The 19,614-nt window shown below is 51.9% G+C and carries 16 protein-coding genes; 10 read left to right on the top strand and 6 right to left on the bottom strand.

Annotated features, from left to right (window positions below):
• Positions 1-78: 78 nt before the first annotated feature.
• Positions 79-1,320: an OprD family outer membrane porin gene (locus N7E73_RS15885; RefSeq protein ID WP_432735890.1), complete on the top strand. Its 1,242-nt coding sequence runs from the start codon at positions 79-81 to the stop codon at positions 1,318-1,320.
• Between the two features lie 158 nt (positions 1,321-1,478).
• Here N7E73_RS15885 and N7E73_RS15880 read toward each other — a convergent pair whose 3' ends face one another.
• Both N7E73_RS15880 and N7E73_RS15875 read right to left on the bottom strand, forming a co-directional pair.
• Positions 1,479-2,582, bottom strand: a complete 1,104-nt coding sequence (locus N7E73_RS15880) for an asparaginase (protein WP_432735889.1) — start codon at positions 2,580-2,582, stop codon at positions 1,479-1,481.
• Between the two features lie 308 nt (positions 2,583-2,890).
• Positions 2,891-4,018, bottom strand: a complete 1,128-nt coding sequence (locus N7E73_RS15875) for a hypothetical protein (RefSeq protein WP_432735888.1) — start codon at positions 4,016-4,018, stop codon at positions 2,891-2,893.
• 567 nt (positions 4,019-4,585) lie between these two features.
• Here N7E73_RS15875 and N7E73_RS15870 point away from each other — a divergent pair.
• The 4 genes from N7E73_RS15870 (at position 4,586) to N7E73_RS15855 (ending at position 8,095) form a co-directional block, all read left to right on the top strand.
• Positions 4,586-6,748 carry an RHS repeat domain-containing protein gene (locus N7E73_RS15870; protein WP_432735886.1) on the top strand — a complete coding sequence of 721 codons (2,163 nt, stop codon included), beginning with the start codon at positions 4,586-4,588 and terminating at the stop codon, positions 6,746-6,748.
• Between the two features lie 7 nt (positions 6,749-6,755).
• Entirely contained in the window at positions 6,756-7,163 is a 408-nt protein-coding gene (locus N7E73_RS15865; protein ID WP_432735885.1) for a hypothetical protein, read from the top strand.
• 223 nt (positions 7,164-7,386) lie between these two features.
• On the top strand, positions 7,387-7,716 hold the full coding sequence (locus N7E73_RS15860) for a hypothetical protein (protein WP_432735884.1): 330 nt from the start codon (positions 7,387-7,389) through the stop codon (positions 7,714-7,716).
• Positions 7,694-8,095 carry a hypothetical protein gene (locus N7E73_RS15855; protein ID WP_432735883.1) on the top strand — a complete coding sequence of 134 codons (402 nt, stop codon included), beginning with the start codon at positions 7,694-7,696 and terminating at the stop codon, positions 8,093-8,095. Before N7E73_RS15860 ends, N7E73_RS15855 begins: the two co-directional genes overlap by 23 nt.
• Before the next feature lie 158 nt (positions 8,096-8,253).
• On the opposite strand, the gene N7E73_RS15850 is transcribed toward N7E73_RS15855, so the two are convergent.
• Positions 8,254-8,406 carry a hypothetical protein gene (locus tag N7E73_RS15850; protein ID WP_432735882.1) on the bottom strand — a complete coding sequence of 51 codons (153 nt, stop codon included), beginning with the start codon at positions 8,404-8,406 and terminating at the stop codon, positions 8,254-8,256.
• A 572-nt stretch (positions 8,407-8,978) separates the two neighbouring features.
• Between N7E73_RS15850 and nhaB the strand changes: the two genes are divergently transcribed.
• The 5 genes from nhaB to N7E73_RS15825 all read left to right on the top strand — a co-directional run bounded on the left by nhaB (position 8,979) and on the right by N7E73_RS15825 (position 15,256).
• Entirely contained in the window at positions 8,979-10,604 is a 1,626-nt protein-coding gene (gene nhaB, locus N7E73_RS15845) for a sodium/proton antiporter NhaB (RefSeq protein WP_432735881.1), read from the top strand.
• A gap of 360 nt (positions 10,605-10,964) precedes the next feature.
• Positions 10,965-11,477: a DUF2087 domain-containing protein gene (locus N7E73_RS15840; protein WP_432735880.1), complete on the top strand. Its 513-nt coding sequence runs from the start codon at positions 10,965-10,967 to the stop codon at positions 11,475-11,477.
• 311 nt (positions 11,478-11,788) lie between these two features.
• Positions 11,789-13,804 carry an RHS repeat-associated core domain-containing protein gene (locus N7E73_RS15835; RefSeq protein ID WP_432735879.1) on the top strand — a complete coding sequence of 672 codons (2,016 nt, stop codon included), beginning with the start codon at positions 11,789-11,791 and terminating at the stop codon, positions 13,802-13,804.
• Positions 13,805-13,850: 46 nt separating this feature from the next.
• Positions 13,851-14,231, top strand: coding sequence for a hypothetical protein (locus N7E73_RS15830; protein ID WP_432735878.1), 381 nt, complete (start codon positions 13,851-13,853; stop codon positions 14,229-14,231).
• A 590-nt stretch (positions 14,232-14,821) separates the two neighbouring features.
• A complete protein-coding gene (locus N7E73_RS15825) occupies positions 14,822-15,256 on the top strand; it encodes an RHS repeat domain-containing protein (RefSeq protein ID WP_432735876.1) in 435 nt (144 codons plus the stop codon).
• Here the strand turns inward: N7E73_RS15825 and N7E73_RS15820 are convergent.
• From N7E73_RS15820 to N7E73_RS15810, 3 genes are all read right to left on the bottom strand, one after another.
• Positions 15,155-16,318, bottom strand: coding sequence for a mechanosensitive ion channel family protein (locus N7E73_RS15820; RefSeq protein ID WP_432735875.1), 1,164 nt, complete (start codon positions 16,316-16,318; stop codon positions 15,155-15,157). The genes N7E73_RS15825 and N7E73_RS15820 overlap by 102 nt on opposite strands.
• A gap of 392 nt (positions 16,319-16,710) precedes the next feature.
• Positions 16,711-18,270 carry a GNAT family N-acetyltransferase gene (locus N7E73_RS15815; RefSeq protein WP_432735874.1) on the bottom strand — a complete coding sequence of 520 codons (1,560 nt, stop codon included), beginning with the start codon at positions 18,268-18,270 and terminating at the stop codon, positions 16,711-16,713.
• A 43-nt stretch (positions 18,271-18,313) separates the two neighbouring features.
• Entirely contained in the window at positions 18,314-19,339 is a 1,026-nt protein-coding gene (locus N7E73_RS15810; protein WP_432735873.1) for a succinylglutamate desuccinylase/aspartoacylase family protein, read from the bottom strand.
• Positions 19,340-19,614 lie beyond the last annotated feature (275 nt).

Genomic DNA, 19,614 nt, shown 5'->3' with positions numbered 1-19,614 from the left:
AAACGCATAATTTTACAGACCGGGACAATGAGAAAAAAAGACTTAAAATTCATCTGTGTGATAGCAACAGCTTTTCTTATGTATTTCTGTTCCGCAGCCTGGGCAGCAACCACGGAACAGCAGAGCGGTACAAATGAGCCCGGCGCTGCCACCGGGCAGAACGCCACTGAAAAAAAGGATTACGGAAAGTTTTCCGGTCAGGCCCGTCTGTTCTATTTCCTTGAAGAAACCCGTGCCAGCGGGCAGTCCTATAAGCGCGCCAAGGAAACCTTCGCGCTGGGCGGACAGCTCAAGTACGAAACCCCGTGGCTTGCGGACCATGTCGGTGGGGTTGTGAACGGGTTTGTGGCAGTTCCGCTCTTCGACGGTCTGAACCGGGAACGCTATGCCGGGGGCGCGGTGCTCAACAACAAGAATCAGGGCTACGCGGTCCTCGGTGAAGCCTATATTCAGGGACGCTACGAAGAAAGCATCGCCAAGCTCTACCGCCAGCGCATAGAATCGCCCTACATCAACGGCAACGATTCGCGACTGCTGCCCAACACCTTTGAGGCCTACGGAATCGAATCCACGGACATCGACGGGCTCAGGCTGCACGCGGCCTGGGTGGATAAGATGAAAAACCGCGACACCGACAAGTTTATCAGCATGACCGAGGCCGCAGGAGTCAGCAATGCCGACGGCGGAACCGTAATGCTCGGCGCGGATTGGAAGCCGACCGACAAAATGAGTTTCCGGCTCTGGAACTATTTCACCCCGGACATGGGCAACACCTTTTTCATTGAAGGAAACTACAGCTACGACTTAAGCGATAAGCTTGAGACCCATCTCCGCTTTCAGGGCGCTAATCAGCGAAACGCAGGCAGGAATCTGCTCGGCACCTACAATGCCCTTGAAGGCGGGCTGCTCTGGGGAGTCAAGTTCAGCGGTGTGACACTCGATGCAGGCTACACCATCGTCGATGATACCGACGAAATGCGTAACTCCTGGGGCGTAACCCCGTTCTTCAACAACCTAATGTCCTGCAGCTTCAGCCGGGCCGGAGAAAAATCCGTCTACCTGTCCGCCGGGTACGACTTCAGCAAAATCGGGTTTGAAGGATTTTCAGCCGAACTCAAAGCCGGTTTCGGCGACACGCCCGATAGCGGAAAAAACGCGTCCTATGACCGAAATGAATACAACCTGAACACGACCTACAAGTTCAGCGGGACTCTCAAGGGACTTTCACTGCTCACCCGCTGGGAATATCAGGACGCAGATCAGTCCATGGGCGGAAAGGACGTGGCACAGCTCCGAGTTCGGCTGCAGTATGATTTCTAGGATGCCTTCCCCATACCCCATCCATTTCAAAACCTTTCAAGAAAGCTTAGCCGATAGCTTCTAAAATTGTTTTCAAAAAATCACAGCCCCCGACTTCCTTGCGGAAATCGTGGGCTGTTTCGTTTTGCGCTTGAAATTATCTGTTCTGCAAATCACGCCTACTGTGCGAATAGTTCAGCCAGTTTTGCGTGGTCGTTGCCGTAATGGGCCAATCCGAGCATGAGCAGCAGCCTTGCTTTGGGCCCCTTGAGGTCTCCGGCGAGGATGCAGCCGTTATCGAGCAGGGTTTTGCCACCGCCCTGCCCTCCGTAGACCGGCTCAACCGCTCCGTTCGGAACGCTGGACGAAATAACCACGGGCACCTTGTTCGAAAGGGCGTACTGTATCGCCTTGAAGGTCGCCTCGTTGACGTTCCCGGCCCCGACACCGTCGATGACGATTCCCTTTGCACCGGACTGGACTGCGAAAAGGACAAGTGAACCGTCCGCCCCGGCATAGGTGGTAAGATAGACGACCTTGGGCAGCCTGTCCGCCAGCGGCAGGTAAAGACGATCCTCACGCTCATTGAACCGCTGCACCCTGCCGCCGGTCACATAGCCGAGATAGCCCTTCTCACCGGACTCGAAGGTCTGGACGTTGGTGGTCTGGGATTTGCGCACGGCCCGCGCGGAATTGACATAACGGTTCAGGCAGACCACTGCGCCCCAGCCGCGGGCTTCCTCCGATGCGGCCAGAACAACCGCATTCATCAGGTTGCCGGGCCCGTCCGGGAACGGGCTTGAAGCATCATTCATGGCTCCGGTGAAAACTACCGGCTTATCACCCCGCAGGGTCATATCCAGAAACCACGCCCCCTCGGCCATTGTATCCGTGCCGTGCGTCACCACCACTCCGGCGATTTCCCTGCGCTGGAGCAGCTCGTCCACCTTGCGGCTGAGCTGCGCCCATATCTCCGGGGTCATCTGCGAGCTGTCGATATTGCATAGCTGGTAGACGCCGATATTTGCCACCTTTGAAATGCCGGGCACGGCCTTGATCAAATCGGCACCGGATACGGCAGGAACCGCCCCGCCGGTCTTGGGATCAACCTTCTCGGCAATGGTTCCGCCGGTGGTCACAATCGCCACGGTCGCCAGCTTCGGGTCGACATTCTCAACCTGAAACTGCGCCTGTCCGCCAGCCCCGACCGGCAATGCAGATGCAACCATTAAAAGTATGGCTGCGAATAAACCGACGTACATTTTCTTTAAATATTTATGCATAGAACGCCTCCGGTGGCCCTGCGGGGCTGAGTTGATGCGCTTTGCGCTTTTGACGATCTGATTTCGTCTCCGACGGCCAAAGGAGCTAAGCTTAGGCAATAACCATGTTTGCAAAAGGGCTTAAGATTCACATAACCTACCAGTAAGGCTTCACCGCTTTGTTTGTGGCTATGATTGCTACTCAATATACATCATCCGGAGACATAGTCCCACCCCTTTCTCCAAATTATTAATCCCCGGTATCCTGACGGATATCGGGGATTAATAATTTGGGGTGAGGAGTCCAGAGGAGGCTCCCCTAAATCAACCTAATTTCCGTTATTAATCATACCGGTAAGTTTTTTAAATTCGTTCTTCATTTCAGTGTTCTGGAATACTATAAGCTCCGGGGTCTGCAATTCAGACAGCCGGTCGAGCATATTATTCGCATTCCGCATGAGCGATATGAGGCTATGCGCTCCCTGCACAGTTTCGTAGGTGTTGAGTGCCACGTTGTACTCATCCTGCACCCCGGCCTTAAGCTTCGCGATCCGGCGGCGGTTCTTTTCGAGATAATCCCCGTAAAGCCGCGCGGTACGCACGGTCAGGCCCTGAGCGATCAGGTTGGTCTTGTAGATCATCGTGTACTTGGCCGGTTCGGTCTCTATCATCGACTGGGTCTTCTTGATCAGATCCTGCTGTTTCTTGATGATCTCGCCGATACGCACCATATAGACGTCGGTAATCCGGTCTTCGTAGTGCTGGTAGAGATTGAGCAGGATGCGCAGAAGCAGGGTGTGCATGCCGTAATAGCGCTTGGCCATCTCGATATTCTCGTTGGCCTCGGAGGTCAGGCGCTGCAGCTCCACGGTGATAAGCTTGACGTTGTTGAACACGGACATGAGCTGAATATCATCGGCCCCGGTAACGCTGTAGACGAGGGTTTCCACCTGCTCGCGATCCACCTTCATGCCGATCCTGCGCATATCCTCCAGCAACTGGTCAATAAGCTTTTCCACCCGCTGCTCGTTATCCTTGCGGCGCTGCTCAAGGTCTGCAATCTCTGCGTCGATGGAAGCGGCATCCTTTTTCCAGACCTCCCATTTCTCAACCGTCCTGGGTGCGGCCAGCCGCGCGGTTTTGAGCTCGGCAATCTTCTCGCTGCACCGGCGCGAATCATCCTGCAAATCCTGAATGGCCAGCTTTGTCTCGGACATTTCCGATATGCCCAGCACCTCGATACATTCGTCGAGCAGCTTGTTTATCTGCCGATCAAGGCTCTTTTTATCGTCCTTCAGCGGATTCCAGTCCGAATCAGGCACATCGACCCGCTTGTCCAGCGCGGCAACAGCATTATGCAGCAGCGGATGGACATCCCCCCATAAATCCTCAAGAGCTGCGGAAGCCGGGGAAGCTACCATCAGCACCAGCACGAAAACCAATACAAATCTTTTCACTTAAAACTCCACAAAACGGCAATGCCCGCGCATCAAACAGGCATCCCGCACGAATTCAGCCTTAACCCATCACATCATCTCATCGCCCCGGACATCTCATCCGGGATTCTCTAAACATTCTGCTAAAGTATGTTCCCTTACCCCTTCAAGGACGAGGTAGAAACAACTATTTTTCCGATAACGATTCCAAGCAGCCCGATATTACGCTGCAAATCGCCCAGAATAAACACGCAGGTTCGGCCATACTGCGCCAATCACCGGCAAACGATCTTATCCATTAAATTATAACATCTTACCAGACACATTGTCATGCTCATATTCGAGTTACCTGTCAGGGCAGGCAAAGTGAAGCGAAAATGCGTGAGCTGTCCATTTTCCCCATCACCAGTGGCTTCATTCAGGCATACCCTGTATCACAAAAAAATTCATTTTTATCCCAAAGCGGACCTGAATTGCCTGAACCATGTCCGCCCTACCCGCTAGAATATTTGGCAAAGGGGGATGACCAGCCGTGAATCACAGTGGTTCAAAGCACATCCCCGGAAACAGATAAACGGGAGGAAAAGAATGAACTCTTTCACCAAGTACAGGATGGAACGTAGACCCCGCAAGGAACTCACAACCGGCCTGGTTCTCTACGGTGAAAACGAACCGCCGGAAAAGCAGATCGAAAACCTATGGAAAATAGTTGATCGCAGAACCGGAGAAGAACTGGCTGATCCCAGACCTGATTTTGCAGAATTTTCACCGGGCGACCGCATGTACCCTTCCATGATGAAGCCGGAAGTCAAAAGCAGATGGGACCGGAAAAATTACGAATGGGAAGAGGCCAAGACCATGCATGCCAAACTGAAACGCATGGTCCATGCCCGCTTCATGGAAGATAATCCTGATCTGCCAGTGGTACAGGGGCTGATGAAGACAACCTACGGAAACGAAATCCGCAACGAGTTCCAGAGGCACGCGGACGGCCAGAGTTCCAGACTTGTGCCCGGAGCGCCCCAATCAAGGACTCCCCAGACGGGAACAGGCCGCACAATCCGCGATGAGATGCAGCGCGAAAACGTGGACATCAACGAAATTGCGGATGAAGTGCTCCAGTTCCAGACTCCCGGCACCGAATTCAACTATGCGGTGCTGGCGGTGAATCGCGACGAAAATCTCAGAATCGAAGACAAGATACTTGTTTCGTCCGAGGTCAGCCATGTTCTGGAATACCGCTATGATGACGATGGACGGCTTCAGGCGGTGCGTTATTCAGGAGAACCGGTAGAAGTATATCGATACAACAGATTGGGGCAGCGGGTATTCTCTCAGGTCGCAGGCGGAGACAAGCTGGAGTACGGGTATAATGAGATAGGCCAGTTGGTTCGCGCAGGTGAAACCACCTACAGATATGATGCTGACGGCTGTCTATCCGAAAAGCACTCCCCAGAAGGAACCACGGGATACGAGTTTCTGGCAACCGGACAACTCAGCAAAGTACACCTCCCGGACCGTACAAGCATCGAATACCGTTTCGACAAACGTGGCTTCAGGACTGCAAAGTACGTCAACGGCAGACTTGTCCGACGCTACCAGTGGAATGACCTGACCACCCTCGCCGCAGTTGAAGACGCGGATGGACTCAGCAGATTTCACTACGATGAACATGGCCGCGCAATGGGAATGACCCGCAACGGACAGATTCACCTGTTTGCAACGGATCAGTTGGGCAGCATCTTTAATGTTGCCGATACATCAGGAAACAGTGTACAGGAAATTCTATATGATTCTTTCGGCAGAGTGATACAGAACAGCCGTCCCGAACATTATCCTGCACTCGGCTTCGCCGGTGGCCTGCACGATCCCGACACCGGCCTGATCCACTTCGGCTACCGAGAATACGACCCCGCCATCGGCAGGTTCATTTCGCCCGATCCACTGGGAGATGAGGGCGGCGATGTGGATGTTTATGGGTATTGTCTGGATGATCCGGTTAACTTCGTGGACCGGGATGGGTTGCAGGGTCGCAGTGAGCAGGCCGATGATGCAGAATCGAAGTCCAAGGAGCAGGAAGCCAGTAATGATGGAATCGGCAAAGGCAAAAGCGATTCTATTACTGGCATGGATATGATTAAGGAGCGTCAAGCATTAAAAGAGAAGGAAGATAAACGGGACACTGAATCTGAAACCTCCTCTAAATCAAAGTCATCCGCATCCCTAAAAGATGAAAAAGGATTTTTCGGAAAAGTTTCTGCTGGCGTTGGCAAGGCTATAACAGAAGGTGGAAAGGCTGCCAAAGAAGCTGTATCTGAAGCGGGTGAAGCCATTGCAGATGACCCAAGAATATGGGCTACGACTGTAGGCGCAGCAGTATTACCGGCAGCGATTGCAGGGACAGTTCTAAATGGAGGCGAAGTATTATCCGCTGGCGCAGCTGGGATTCGAAGGGCTGCAACGTACTTGGAAAAGGGTGTCGGAAAAATTGGAAAGGCTGTTAAGCGAGGCAAAGATTTTGTTAAAGATGCTGGCAGAAAAGCTGATATAAAAATAAGGACAAGCGAAACCGGGACAAAGCAGAATCTCGACCTTGAAAAAGTAACTGATGGTGCGACAAGTTTCTTTGATGAACTGCCTCCTTCTATGAGCAAAGCTGCTATCAGAATAGCAGCAGCAAAAGAATTAAGAAAAACTTCCGATGAACTATATAAAAATTATGATGTTAAATTAAACTCAAAAACCAAATAGTTAGAAAATGCGAATAGCACAGGACGAGGATAATAATAAAAAATCCAAAAAAGAAAATGTGGAAAGGAATGATACTAATATACTCGCAATTCTTTTCGCGTCTCTTGGACTCCTGACATTATGGGTAGGGGAAGGAACTTACAAAGGTTTTGCTGTGCCAGGGTTTGTAGGATGGATAGAACTCGGCGTAGCAGCAGCATTCGCTATCTTAGGATTTCGTGCTGAACAGAATCCTTATGAAGCACAGATAACGATATGTCATAAATGCCAGACAGTTTATTCTCCGCAAGAAACTCCAAACGATTCGAAATGCCAGAATTGTCAGTGTCCACTAGAACCTCTTGAAGGCTTCTACGAACGACACCCAGAGCTGAAAGATTCTCCAGAAGAATTTACCCAATCAGAAAATGATTAACCACACAGCCCCCGAACTCCGGTTCTGGGGCTTTCTTATACGACACGTTGTCAAGCACCCCGCCATTCTAGAAAAAAACGGCACGCCACCACTATAACATGCCAGTTAAACAACATATTTACTGTTGCCGATACATCAGGAAACAGAGTACAGGAAGTTCTATATGATTCTTTCGGCAGGCTGCATCTGAAGCGGGTGAAGCCATTGCAGATGACCCAAGAATATGGGCTACGACTGTAGGCGCAGCAGTATTACCGGCAGCGATTGCAGGGACAGTTCTAAGCGAGGCAAAGATTTTGTTAAAGATGCTGGCAGAAAAGCTGATATAAAAATAAAAAACATATCAGCTAAAGCGACTAAAAATAAATTTGAGATTGACTCTAACGATGTCGCTGACGGAGCAACGGCTTTAATTGAAGGTTTACCTCCATCAAATGGAAAAATAAGTGGCCCTGTGACAGCTATAATGGGAGCAAAAGACGCTATAGAGAATGGTAGACAGGCTTACAAAGATATAACTCAGAAAAATAATGAAAAAAATAATAAAAAATAACTTCAAAGTTCCGTGGCTACGACTTGTCGTTGTCTTATACGCTTTAGTTCTCATTATAGGTGCATGGCCTACTGATGTTCCATATTTTGTTAAAGGACACGCAGTTGGAACATTAGGCCGTTGGGCTTTAGTCGCTTTCGGGATCATTGTGTTCTGGTGTGGTGTTCTTTATAAGTACCCTAAAAGGGGTAAGAATTTTACCCGCCATGAGCAATCAATCTGTCCAAAATGTCAAAAAGTTTATTTAGCGGGACAAGCACCTGCAGATGCTAAATGTGAACCATGTGGAATCAGCCTAGAACCTCTTGAAGGCTTCTACAAACGGCACCCAGAGCTGAAAGATTCTCCAGAAGAATTTACCCAATCAGAAAAGGATTAACCACACAGCCCCCGAACTCCGGTTCTGGGGCTTTCTTACCCGACACGTTGTCAAGCACCCCGCCATTCTAGAAAAAACGGCACGCCACCACTATAACATGCCAGTTAAACAACATATTTACTGTTGCCGATACATCTGGAAACAGAGTACAGGAAGTTCTATATGATTCTTTCGGCAGAATGATACAGAACAGCCGCCACGAACATGCTCCGGCACTCGGCTTCGCCGGCGGCCTCTACGACCCCGACACCGGCCTCATTCACTTCGGTTACCGAGAATACGACAATGTAATTGGGACATATATCTATCACGCTTGAAATTGCTTCAACGCCGACAAGAACATTGAAGCAGAAGATGTTACATCAATCACCAGCTGTACCACACTTTAATAACCGTCACCGAAGAATCCATATTACGGTTTCCGCAATGACTACCTGCGAGAAAACTACAACGCGTATTATCGTGCTCACATTTATATTGAAACTCAGAACAACCAGAGCTGAGCTGAAACACAGCCCCTTTCCGGTCATTATGTGAAACACGTAACAATTATAAAACCAAAATAACATAATACTATAATTTTCACATTTCTAAACTGGACACCGTGCTTGCACAGGCATATAAAAACCCGCCGGAAGGGATGTCTTTCCCTCCCCAAATTGAATCTACGCCTGACACAAGTACCCTGACTACCTGATCACCGTACCAGCCGGGCACGTTCGCGTCGCCAGCGCGGCCACCCATGTATATTTGCACCGCCTACTGTGCGGAATTTCAGCGAAAAGCATTTTCCGCACCAAAGCGGGCCACCATCCACAACCTGCGGAGAATGCCGGACTTTTACTTCATCCCGGCCCGAAGAGATGAATTAACGGAGAGATCAATGACAAAATCAATGGCGAGGACCTTCATCAACACATTTCTGGGCCATGCCCCCATGTGGTACAAGCTGGCCATCGTGGGATTCCTGATCCTCAACCCGATACTGCTTCTTGCGGCAGGACCTTTTATTGCGGGCTGGGCTCTCATTGCGGAATTCATCTTCACCCTGACCATGGCGCTCAAGTGCTACCCGCTTCCCGCAGGTGGTCTGCTGGCCATGGAAGCCGTAATCATCGGCATGACCACCCCGGAAACCATCTATCATGAAGCGCACAACAACTTCGAAGTTATCCTACTGCTTATCTTCATGGTTGCCGGTATCTATTTCATGAAGGATTTCCTGCAGTTCACCTTCACCCGTATTCTGGTGAACGTAAAATCCAAGAGAAACATCTCCCTGCTGTTCTGTCTCGCAGGCGCCTTCCTTTCAGCATTTCTTGATGCACTGACCGTTACCGCGGTTATCATCTCCGTGGCTTACGGCTTCTATTCCGTATACCACCGCTATGTTTCCAGCCAGAGTGAGACCGCAGGTTCACACAGCCTTGCCTCCGACCTGCACCTCAAGGAAACCAACCGTAACGAACTGCGCGAATTCCGTGCCTTCCTGCGCAACCTGATGATGCACGGTGCAGTTGGTACCGCTCTCGGCGGCGTATGTACCCTCGTTGGTGAACCGCAGAACCTGCTCATCGGCCACGAAATGGGCTGGCACTTCATGACCTTCCTGATCGAAGTGGCTCCGGTTACCATGCCGGTACTGATCGTCGGTCTGCTGACCTGCGTTGGCGTGGAAAAATTCAAACTTTTCGGTTACGGAGCACAACTGCCCGGCAACATTCGTTCCTTCCTCTTTGAAGAAGCAATGCGTGAAGAGGAAAAACAGGGACAGGCCGGTAAACTCAAGATCATGATCCAGGCCGCAACCGGCGTATGGCTCATCCTTGCACTGGCCTTCCACCTCGCCGCAGTCGGTATCACCGGTCTTTCAATCATCGTTCTGCTTACCGCCTTCACCGGCGTTATCGAAGAGCACCGCATCGGCCACGCATTTGAAGAGGCCCTGCCGTTTACTGCGCTGCTGGTTGTCTTCTTCTCCATTGTTGCGGTTATCCACTCCCAGCACCTGTTTGCCCCGATCATCGAATACGTTCTCAGCCTGCACGGACAGTCCCAGTTGATGGCGTACTACATCGCCAACGGCCTGCTTTCCTCCATTTCCGACAACGTGTTCGTGGCAACTGTATACATCTCCGAAACCAAGATGCACTTCACCCAGCTGCTTAACGCAGTACCCGGCATCGGTATGACCGGACAGGAACTCATGTCCAAGCTTACCGACCCGCATCTTGCCCGTGCAGACGTACTTGCCGCCCTGCCGCAGCAGGCCGCAGATCAGGCTCATGCCATCATGACCCAGTTCGACCGCCTTGCCGTAGCCATCAACACCGGGACCAACATCCCCTCCGTGGCTACTCCCAACGGTCAGGCCGCATTCCTGTTCCTGCTGACCAGCGCGCTGGCACCGGTCATCCGCCTTTCCTACGGACGTATGGTCTGGCTGGCACTGCCCTACACCATCACCATGTCCCTCGCCGGACTGCTGGCTGTAGACCTGTTCTTGTAAAAAATTCCTGCGGAGCTTTGCCGCTGTGCAAGGCGATACATGCAGTTTAAAAAGGCCAGTCGGTATACCGGCTGGCCTTTTGCTGTATGAAATCATATTCTAAAATTCATCAGTTTTCAGAGCACTAATTTCCGGGAAAAGAAAAACCCCTCCCAACACCGGTCCATTTGATTGCAAACCCAACGGATATCGGGTATCAGAAAATCCGGTCAGCAGTTCACCAAGGCGTCGCCGCCCCTTAACGGGGAGCTAAACCTGCTATATACCCATCCTGTTCGACACTTATCCACGTGCCGGGCCGGAAGTCGGCGACCACCGGCAACACTTATCCGTGAAAGGCACGTAGAAAAGGATAAGCCAATGCCCAGAACACCTCTTTCGCTGCACATCAGCGACGTATCGTCCCTTGCCCGAAACCTGCGCAACCAACTTACTGAATCCGAACAGATTCCCGGTCACGTGGAAATGCTTAACCTGCTGGCCAAGGCCGGTGGATACCGCAACTTCCAGCATCTGAAGGCGGAACGGGAAGAACCCTGTAAAGCGGAAATCGCGCAGTTTGATCCCAAGCGAGTAAAAAAAGCCACCCGTTACTTTGATCCGGATGGCCGCATGAACCGCTGGCCCAAGAAGCACAACCAGCGGATGCTATGCCTGTGGGTGCTATGGTCCAGAATCCCGGCCCGCACCAGAATGACCGAGCTGGAGCTGAACGAACAACTGAAAAACAACCACAGCTTCTGCGACCATGTGCTGCTCAGGCGCTGGATGGTGGACAACGGGCTCATCACCCGCACCGCCGACTGCACCGAATACCGCCGGGTGGAAACCACCCCGCCAGCGGAAGCCATTGAACTGTTCAAGCTGCTGTAACACACAAGGCCGGAGCGTTTGCCCCGGCCTTTTTTTTTTGCTTCATTAAACGGACAAAGGGTAAACGTTTCAAAAAATTTAAATAAGCTTCGCATCTAGCTCGGTACGGCTGCTTTCAAATGAATGGAAGATCCGGGCGTCGGCGGAGATTCACCCATTTTCAAAAGTACTTCTAAATCATACAGGGCGGACATGAGTTAGGTAAACCATGTCCGCCCTTTGCTGTATGCGTCTCCTTTTAAGGGGTGCTATTGCCCGGAAATGATGTGTTTCCGGCTGATGCACCGGAACCGTTTACAAAGGAGAAACATATGAACTTCATTCTTCAGAAAAGGCCGTGGAAAGACCTTACACCGGGCCAGCGCATGTTCGGGCTCAACGAACCGCCCGAAATGCAGCTTGAAAACATGTGGGAGGTGGTTGATCGCTATTCCGGCGAAAAGCTCACCGAACCGCTGCCCGACTTCGCTGAATTTTCCGGCTCAGACAAAATGTATCCGTCCATGATGAAGCCGGAGGTCAAAGCCCGCTGGGAGCTGAAAAACCGAGAATGGGAGCAGGCAAAAGAACGCTACCACCGGATAAAACGCACCTGCCACGCCTGCTTCATCCATGAGAATCAGGACCTCTCGCTGGCGCGCAATCTCGCCGGAACCGCTTACGGAAAGGAGGTTCTCGCCGAGCTGCAGCGGGAAAGACGCGGTTATGGGCGGCAGGACGCCTATTCTCGCGAGCCTATCGTGGCAGAATATTCTGACCGGCCCCAAACCGGAACCGGAGCCGTCCTTCACGACGAATTTGCCCGTGACAGAGTTGAGTTAGACCCCGCTGAAGCCGTGTGCACCACTCCCTTCACCGTGCCGGGAACCGAAACTCCGTTCTCCCTGCTGGCAACCGCCCGCAACGAAACCGGACGCATCGCCGAAAAGCTGCTGGCCCTCGCCCCGAAGGACCACCATCTGCAATACGAATACGATGCCGGAGGCAGGCTTTCCAAGGTCTGGAAGGATGACCGCGTCATCGAGCACTACCAGTACGGCAAGCATGGCGAGCGGCTGATGTCCGAGACCTTCCATTCCGGTATCCGGCGTTTCGTGTACGGCGAAGGGTTGCGTCTGGTTCGCGCCGGGGAAGTCAAATATTCATACGATCCCAAAGGCCGCCTGACCATGAAACAGGATCGCGGACAGGTCACCCGCTACGAATACGATCACAACAACCAGCTTGTGCAGGTCCACCTGCCCGATGGCCGCAGGATAAACTATATCGTTGATCCGAACGGCATGCGTACCGCCAAACAGGTGGACGGCAGGACTGTGGAAACATACCTCTGGAAAGACCGCGCCACCCTGCTGGCAGTCTCCGACGAGCAAGGCAGGCTCAAGGAATTCGCCTATGACGGGGAAGGTGATCCGATCGCCATGCGCTGGAACGGCGAGGTGTATCATCTCGCGTCCGATCAGGTCGGAACAGTTTATATGGTTGCTAACGCCAAGGGGAATGAGGTAAAACGGATTATATACGATTCGTTCGGCAATACCATGGTCGATACCAGCGAACGCATCAACCTGTCCCTCGGCTTCGCCGCAGGCCTCTATGACCGCGACACCGGCCTCATCCACTTCGGCTACCGTGAATACGATCCCGCCACCGGCAGGTTCACCTGTCCCGATCCACTGGGCTACGCAGGCGGCGATGTGGATGTGTACGGATACTGCGCCGATGATCCGGTCAACTTTGTGGATCGGGTTGGGTTGAAGAAGCGGAGTGAGGAAGGCGAAAAGGATATCGAAACTGAGGATCACGAAAATAAAGCCCCCAATGAGAGTACAAACGATTCCATTACTGGCATGAATATACTTAAGGAACGGCAAGCCTTAAAAGAAAAAAATGATAAACAGGATAAAGATGCGTATCCAATTAAGGAAGTCCATGTTTACCACGAAAATGGGACTATGGAGGTTCATTCAGATGAAGGCCCCAGAGATACGTATAAATTTTCTTCCGGCAAACCGGGTGAGACGGATCAAACAAAAAAGGACGTAGGGCCAACCCCTAGCGGTGAGTATGAGTTTGATCCGAAAGAATCTTCTGAAGTTGAAGGCTTGCGATATTCAATTCGTAATACCATTTTCGGAGATTGGGGACACGGGCGGGTTCCGCTTCATCCTTCCAATGGAACGGAGACACATGGACGGGATGGATTTTATATCCATGGCGGAGACACCAAAGGCTCGAAGGGGTGTATTGATATCGGAAACAAGGATAGGGATTTCTTTAGGAATGTTAGAAAAACGAAGAATAAAGTTAAAGTAAGAGTCCATTAGAATGAAATGGGCAGGCTGATTTGTCGGCCTGCCCATTGGAGAAATCATGGATATTTTGATCGCATTTGTTGTTGGAAGTTTGGCTAAATTGAGTTCGTATGTATTTATTCCTTACGGAAAAGTAACTGTTTTGATTGCTATTTTAGCAAGCTGCTTAATTGTGCATATAACAACAAAGAGAATTTGGCTTTCAGCTATATTCGCCTCGGTGGGATTTGCCGGATATGAACTTATTGTTTCATCGCTTGAAAATTTCAGGGGATTGTACTCCGTTAAATATGAATTGATTAATGCTTGTTTTTGCTTTGTATTATATTTCCTTTTTACAGCGATTATTCACTATACAGCTATTCATGCCTTTCCGGTCATCTACATTGCAATAAAGAAACTAAGACAAACTTTTTTGAAGTTATTTGGGCGTAAATAGCATATAAAAAACATGATCTTGAATATGAGCGTATTCAGAACATTGATATCCTAGGTGACGTCGATGAAGAGCAAATTAAATTAATTAAAAAAGCTGACGAAGAATTGATAGAGGATCTTAAAATTTTGGGGGACGACTCTTCAAAGTGGCCAAGGCCTCCAAAGGAGAAAGATAAACACACTGCGGAATTATATAGAGATGGTGCCATGAAACTTTTCAGGCTGAAAAATTATGTCAAATAAGGTTGTTGTTATAGTTTTAATGTGGATGTCTACTGTCATTTCTTTTGTTTCGTTCGACAGCTTGTTGCGCACATCAGACAATCCTTTTGCCGTTTTGATTATCCCTATCCTTCCATACTTTGTGTTACTTATTATGTTTTTGAAATATAGAAACAAGAGTAAACTAGAATGGTTAATGGCAATTTTAGCTGGAGTTATATGCAGTGCTCCAGTGTTATACCTATCTTTTATTTGGTCTTGCTGGCTGATCAAAGGATTTGCACCATAGAATATGGATATCAATGCTTTGTCATTGTTGCCAGCTCCCTTTGGGGGCTGGCATTCTTATAATCTACGTTCGGCAATACCATGATCGATACCAACGAGCGCATGAACCTGCCCCTCGGCTTCGCAGCGGGCCCGCATGACCGCGACACCGGCCTCATTCACTTCGGCTACCGCGAATACGACCCCGCCACCGGCAGGTTCACCTGCCCCGATCCGCTGGGGTATGCGGGCTGTAATTCGCACGAGAATCAAGAAACAAAAGCAGGCCCAGATAATCAATTACCTGAGCCTGCAATTACTGCATGCTTTCTGGTTTCCATAGCAGCACACATTTGCGACATTGCAATGCCATCACCAAAAGTGCGAATTCAACAAACAGTTGTTTCTTTTACACCGCAGTTTGCATCCCTCTATTTACCCTTTATCAGCAGCTCGTTCGGGCATGGACTCGACATAGACAGACTGCGAGGGGAATGCGAATCCGGCTCCGGCCTCGACTTCCACGATTTCCTTTAAACGGTAGGCCAGATCTTCCCTTATCTTCATCCACTCCTGCGCGTTGGTGGTGTTGGTGAAAGCGCTGAGCTGGAAATCGATTGAAGAATCGCCGAACTGCACCACGCGCATGAAGGTGGAAACTTCAGGCGGCTGCGCAAAATCATTATTGCCGAGGATATACTCCATCACCCGTTCCTGAACTAGCTTCAACTGCTCCGTTGTGGTCCGGTACTCCAGACCGATGGTCCAGAGTATGCGCCGATGGGTCATCTTGGAGAAGTTGATGAGGCAGTTGTCAGAGAGCGTCGAGTTCGGGACATAGACAGGAGCCTTGTCGAACCGGCGGATTCTGGTGGAGCGGAAACCGATGAATTCCACGGTCCCGTCCACTTTTCCGTCAACCGTGACCCAGTCACCGATGCTGAAACGGCTCTCGGTGATGATGGAAATCCCGGCAATGATGTTCTGGAAAAGGTCCTTGGCACCCAGAGCAACAGCCACACTGAAAAGTCCGAGTCCAGTCAGGATCGGTCCGATGTCGATGCCGAACAATTCGAGGATACTGGCCGCACCCATGAGCAGGATCAGGAACTTGAGCAGCTTGATAAGCCAGTCCACAAGGGCCGGTGTAAGCAGGCTTTCCAGCTTGCGGAATATTTTGGTGGCCACGGAAACAAGGTTGAACACTGACCAGAAGATGACGAACAGCGTCATGGCGCTTATGACCCTGTTCGTAACGCTCTCGATGGAATCGGGAAATTTCAGGAGCTGGTCGGCAAAAAACAGCCCCAGAACAATGGGAACGAAGCGCACCGGGTCCTTCAGGGCGGTCAGGATGCTGCTTTCCGCCTTGGCATTGTGCTTTTCCAGCAGCTTCTGCAACCGGTTCATGGTGAACTGGGTCAGCACCTTGCGCAGGATAATGAAGAAAAGCAGTACGCCCACAGCTTGGGCAAGATTGATCAGATTCAGTCCCGGTATACCGTTATGCCAGACGTCAACAGCCATTTCCCTGATCTGGGCCAACCAGACGAATACCGTTGAGTGCGGAACATCCGCGACTTGAGTTGCATTGCTCATGAACAGCTCCGAAAGTTTGATAATCTCAATTAAATCACTACAGACATTGATTCAAAACCTAGCAGAGATCACAATGCTGTCAACCATGTCCATGCAAAATTACGAGGCTATTTTCCTAAACTCCGCAAACTTCAACTTTCCGAATAAGACTATATGAATGGATAAACCCTTGAGCCAAATAGGGATTCCAAAGGTCCGCGGGCCCTTTGGCCGTCGGAAGCGAAGTCAAATCGTCAAAAGCGCAAAGCGCATCAAATCCAACGCCCCAGCGAGGCCGCCGGAGACATCTCATAAAATAAAAATGCGGCGCGGGAAAATATATCCGCGCCGCCTGATTATCCGTTCTGCCCCGCACTTTACGGCGGAACGGTGATGCAAGGTTTACATCCGGCCTACTCGGTCCTGATCACCTGAATCTTCTTGCGCGGCTTCAGTTCGTAGATATCGGGCCTTCGTTCATGCAGCGGCCTTACACTGCCGAATTCGCGGACCTGAGCAAGGCTGGCCAGATCAAGATCGGCGATGACCACGGTCTCCACGCCCGGATCGGCCTCCCCGCTGAGCGAGGGCATGGGAAAGGCAAAATCGCTCGGCGCAAACACGGCGGACTGGCCGTAGTTCATGAGATAGGTCTTCACACCCGGCAGATTGCCCACGTTGGCGGCAATGACCGTGTAGATCGAGTTCTCGATGCAGCGGGCCTGAGCCGTTGCCCGCACACGGTGATAGGCCCGTTTCTCGTCCGTGCTGAAGGGTACGAAGATCACTTCCGCCCCGGACATGGCCAGCAGTCGCGAGGTTTCCGGGAACTCGATATCGTAGCAGACCTGTATGGCGATGCGTCCGAGCGGGGTATGAAAAACGCTCAGCCCCTCGCCGGGATGGATTCCCCACGCTTCGCGCTCACCGGGCGTAATGTGCAGCTTGTCCTGCGTGTACACGTTCCCGGTCGGGGTGAACATGTGTGCCACGTTGTAGAGTTTGCCGTCACGCAGCACCGGGTGCGAACCGCCGATGATGTGCAGGTTGTACTCGCTGGCCAGCTCGGTGAACATAGTCAGGTAGCTTTCGGTCATACCGGCAAGTTCCATGACCGCCCTGCGGGAATCCCACTCGGGCGGCATGGCGCTGAACATCTGCGCGGTAAAAAGCTCGGGCAGCACGAGGAAATGGCAGTGGTAGGCATCCGCTGTGGATACAAAAAACTCCACCGACTGACGCAGATCCTCCCACGAAGAGATCTTGCGCATCAGATACTGGGCCGCACAGACCCTGAACCTTCGCACCGGCCTGCGCAGCGGGGCCGCGGCAATCTTGCGCCGCACCGGCTGGAAATCCGGGTTGGGCATTTCAAGGAACGTGGAATAGTTCAGGCTCGAATCGTCATGCAGCAGGTCCAGAAACACGCCCGTGACCTTGTAGCCCGCCTTGAGATGCGCGTTCAGGGCCGAATCACTCAGCTCGCCCCTCTCCACCATCTCCACGTATTCCTTGGCCGTGAGCACGCCCGCCTGTTCGTTGTAGTTCATGATCCTGCCGTGGGCGATCATGCGGCTCAGGTTGTAGCGCTTCATTATCTGCTTGCGGTACTTGTAGATTTTACCGGCCACGCCTTTGCCCCGAAAATCCGGCCTTACGGCAATGTCCGCCCCGTACAGGGTATCGCCGGTGGGCGTATGCGTGCTGAAAGTGCCGCTGCCGGTTATCTCGTCGTAGCGGTACCAGTCCACGGAATCATCCAGCTGGACAATCAGGCAGGTGGCATAGCCCACGACCTCGCCGTCACACTCCGCAAGGATCTGGCCCTGCGGGAAAGCGGTAAACTGCATGGAGTACATGCGTTCGTCATAATGTTCGGCATAATCGGGGTAAGCCGCCTTCTGACATTCCACAATGGCCGGGATGTCCTCCCGGGTCCAGTTCCGGATCTTCACGGTCTTGCGTTTTGACATTTCGCCCACGCCATACGGCTGTGCTGATTGTTTAAAAGAACGGTCAGATCGGGTTTTCCTGATCCATGACCAGTTCCGAAAATTCGTCCGCAAGGGCCTCTGCCCGCCCCGGAGCCTTGAAACAGGCGATATGCATGATCGCATCACCCTTGTAGACCGACGGAAGCGCCAACTGTCCGATGACCACCCCATTGCGAGGGGAAAGCAGCTCGCAGGAACGGTTGCCCAGAGGATCGTGGACCGTTCCGAGCAGCTCGTCCTTCTTCACCCGCTGCCCCAGCTTGACCTTGGCGTGGAACAGCCCGCTCTCCGGGGCGCGGCACCATGTACGGTCATAGGCAACCTGCAGGCTTATGGGGGCCTGCTTTTTCCTAACCACCGGAAGCATCCCGAGATGGGACATCAGCGAGGTGATACCGCGCAGTCCGGCGCGGATGGAGAATTCATCGAAACGCAGGGCCTCCCCGGCCTCGTACAGCAGGGTCTTCACCCCGACCTGTTCAGCCGCCTGCCGCAGGGAGCCGGAAACTCCGCAGCTGTCCAGAACCAGCGGCGCGCCGAAAGCCTGAGCCATAGCGAAAATCGTTTCATCCTTCATGTCCCCGCGCAGGTGCGGAAAGTTTGCACGGTGGTTGGAACCGGTATGCAGGTCTATGCCGTACCGGCAGCGGCTGACCACATGTTCGAACAGGATCAGGGCCAACTCCGAAGCAAGGGAACCGCCCGCCTTGCCCGGGAAAACCCGGTTCAGGTCGCGCCTGTCGGGCAGGTATCTGGTATTGGACATGAACCCGTAGATATTGACGATGGGAATTGCGTAAAGGGTTCCCCGCAGTCTGGAGAGCCTGCGCAGCCCGGTCAGCCTGCGCACGATCTCAATGCCGTTCAGCTCGTCGCCGTGAATGGCGGCACTGACGAAAAACGCAGGACCGGGCCTTCGACCATGATAAACATGGACTGGCATGCTTAAGCCCTGCCCGAGGGATGTATCGGGAACCGGAAGTGAAACAGTCGTGTGGGAACCGGCAGGAATGGTCTGCCCGCACATGTGGATGGGAGGTGTTGTCATGCAGGACCAGTGGGCAATGCCTGTTTGGAATGTGAGTCATTCAAGGCCCCTAAAAACAGTGTATCAAGGGGTGCATGTTGAATTTCTAGCACAACGTCATTTGGTTATAAACAGATTTCAGACAAAGTCAGCAAGGAAAATATAAGCTATCACAGCGCATTACCACTGAACAGGCTGAATATTTGCGCACGGTTAAGCCAAGGATGAACAACCATCCACGCCACAGGGATAAACATTACAGACTGAAGGAAAACGGGATTGCGTGAATGCAGTTC

It is taken from the genome of Maridesulfovibrio sp. FT414 (genome assembly GCF_050916235.1).
Taxonomy (GTDB): Bacteria; Desulfobacterota; Desulfovibrionia; order Desulfovibrionales; family Desulfovibrionaceae; genus Maridesulfovibrio.
The sequence above is the reverse complement of the archived record's forward strand: the minus strand, read 5'-3'. Positions and strand labels throughout refer to the sequence as shown.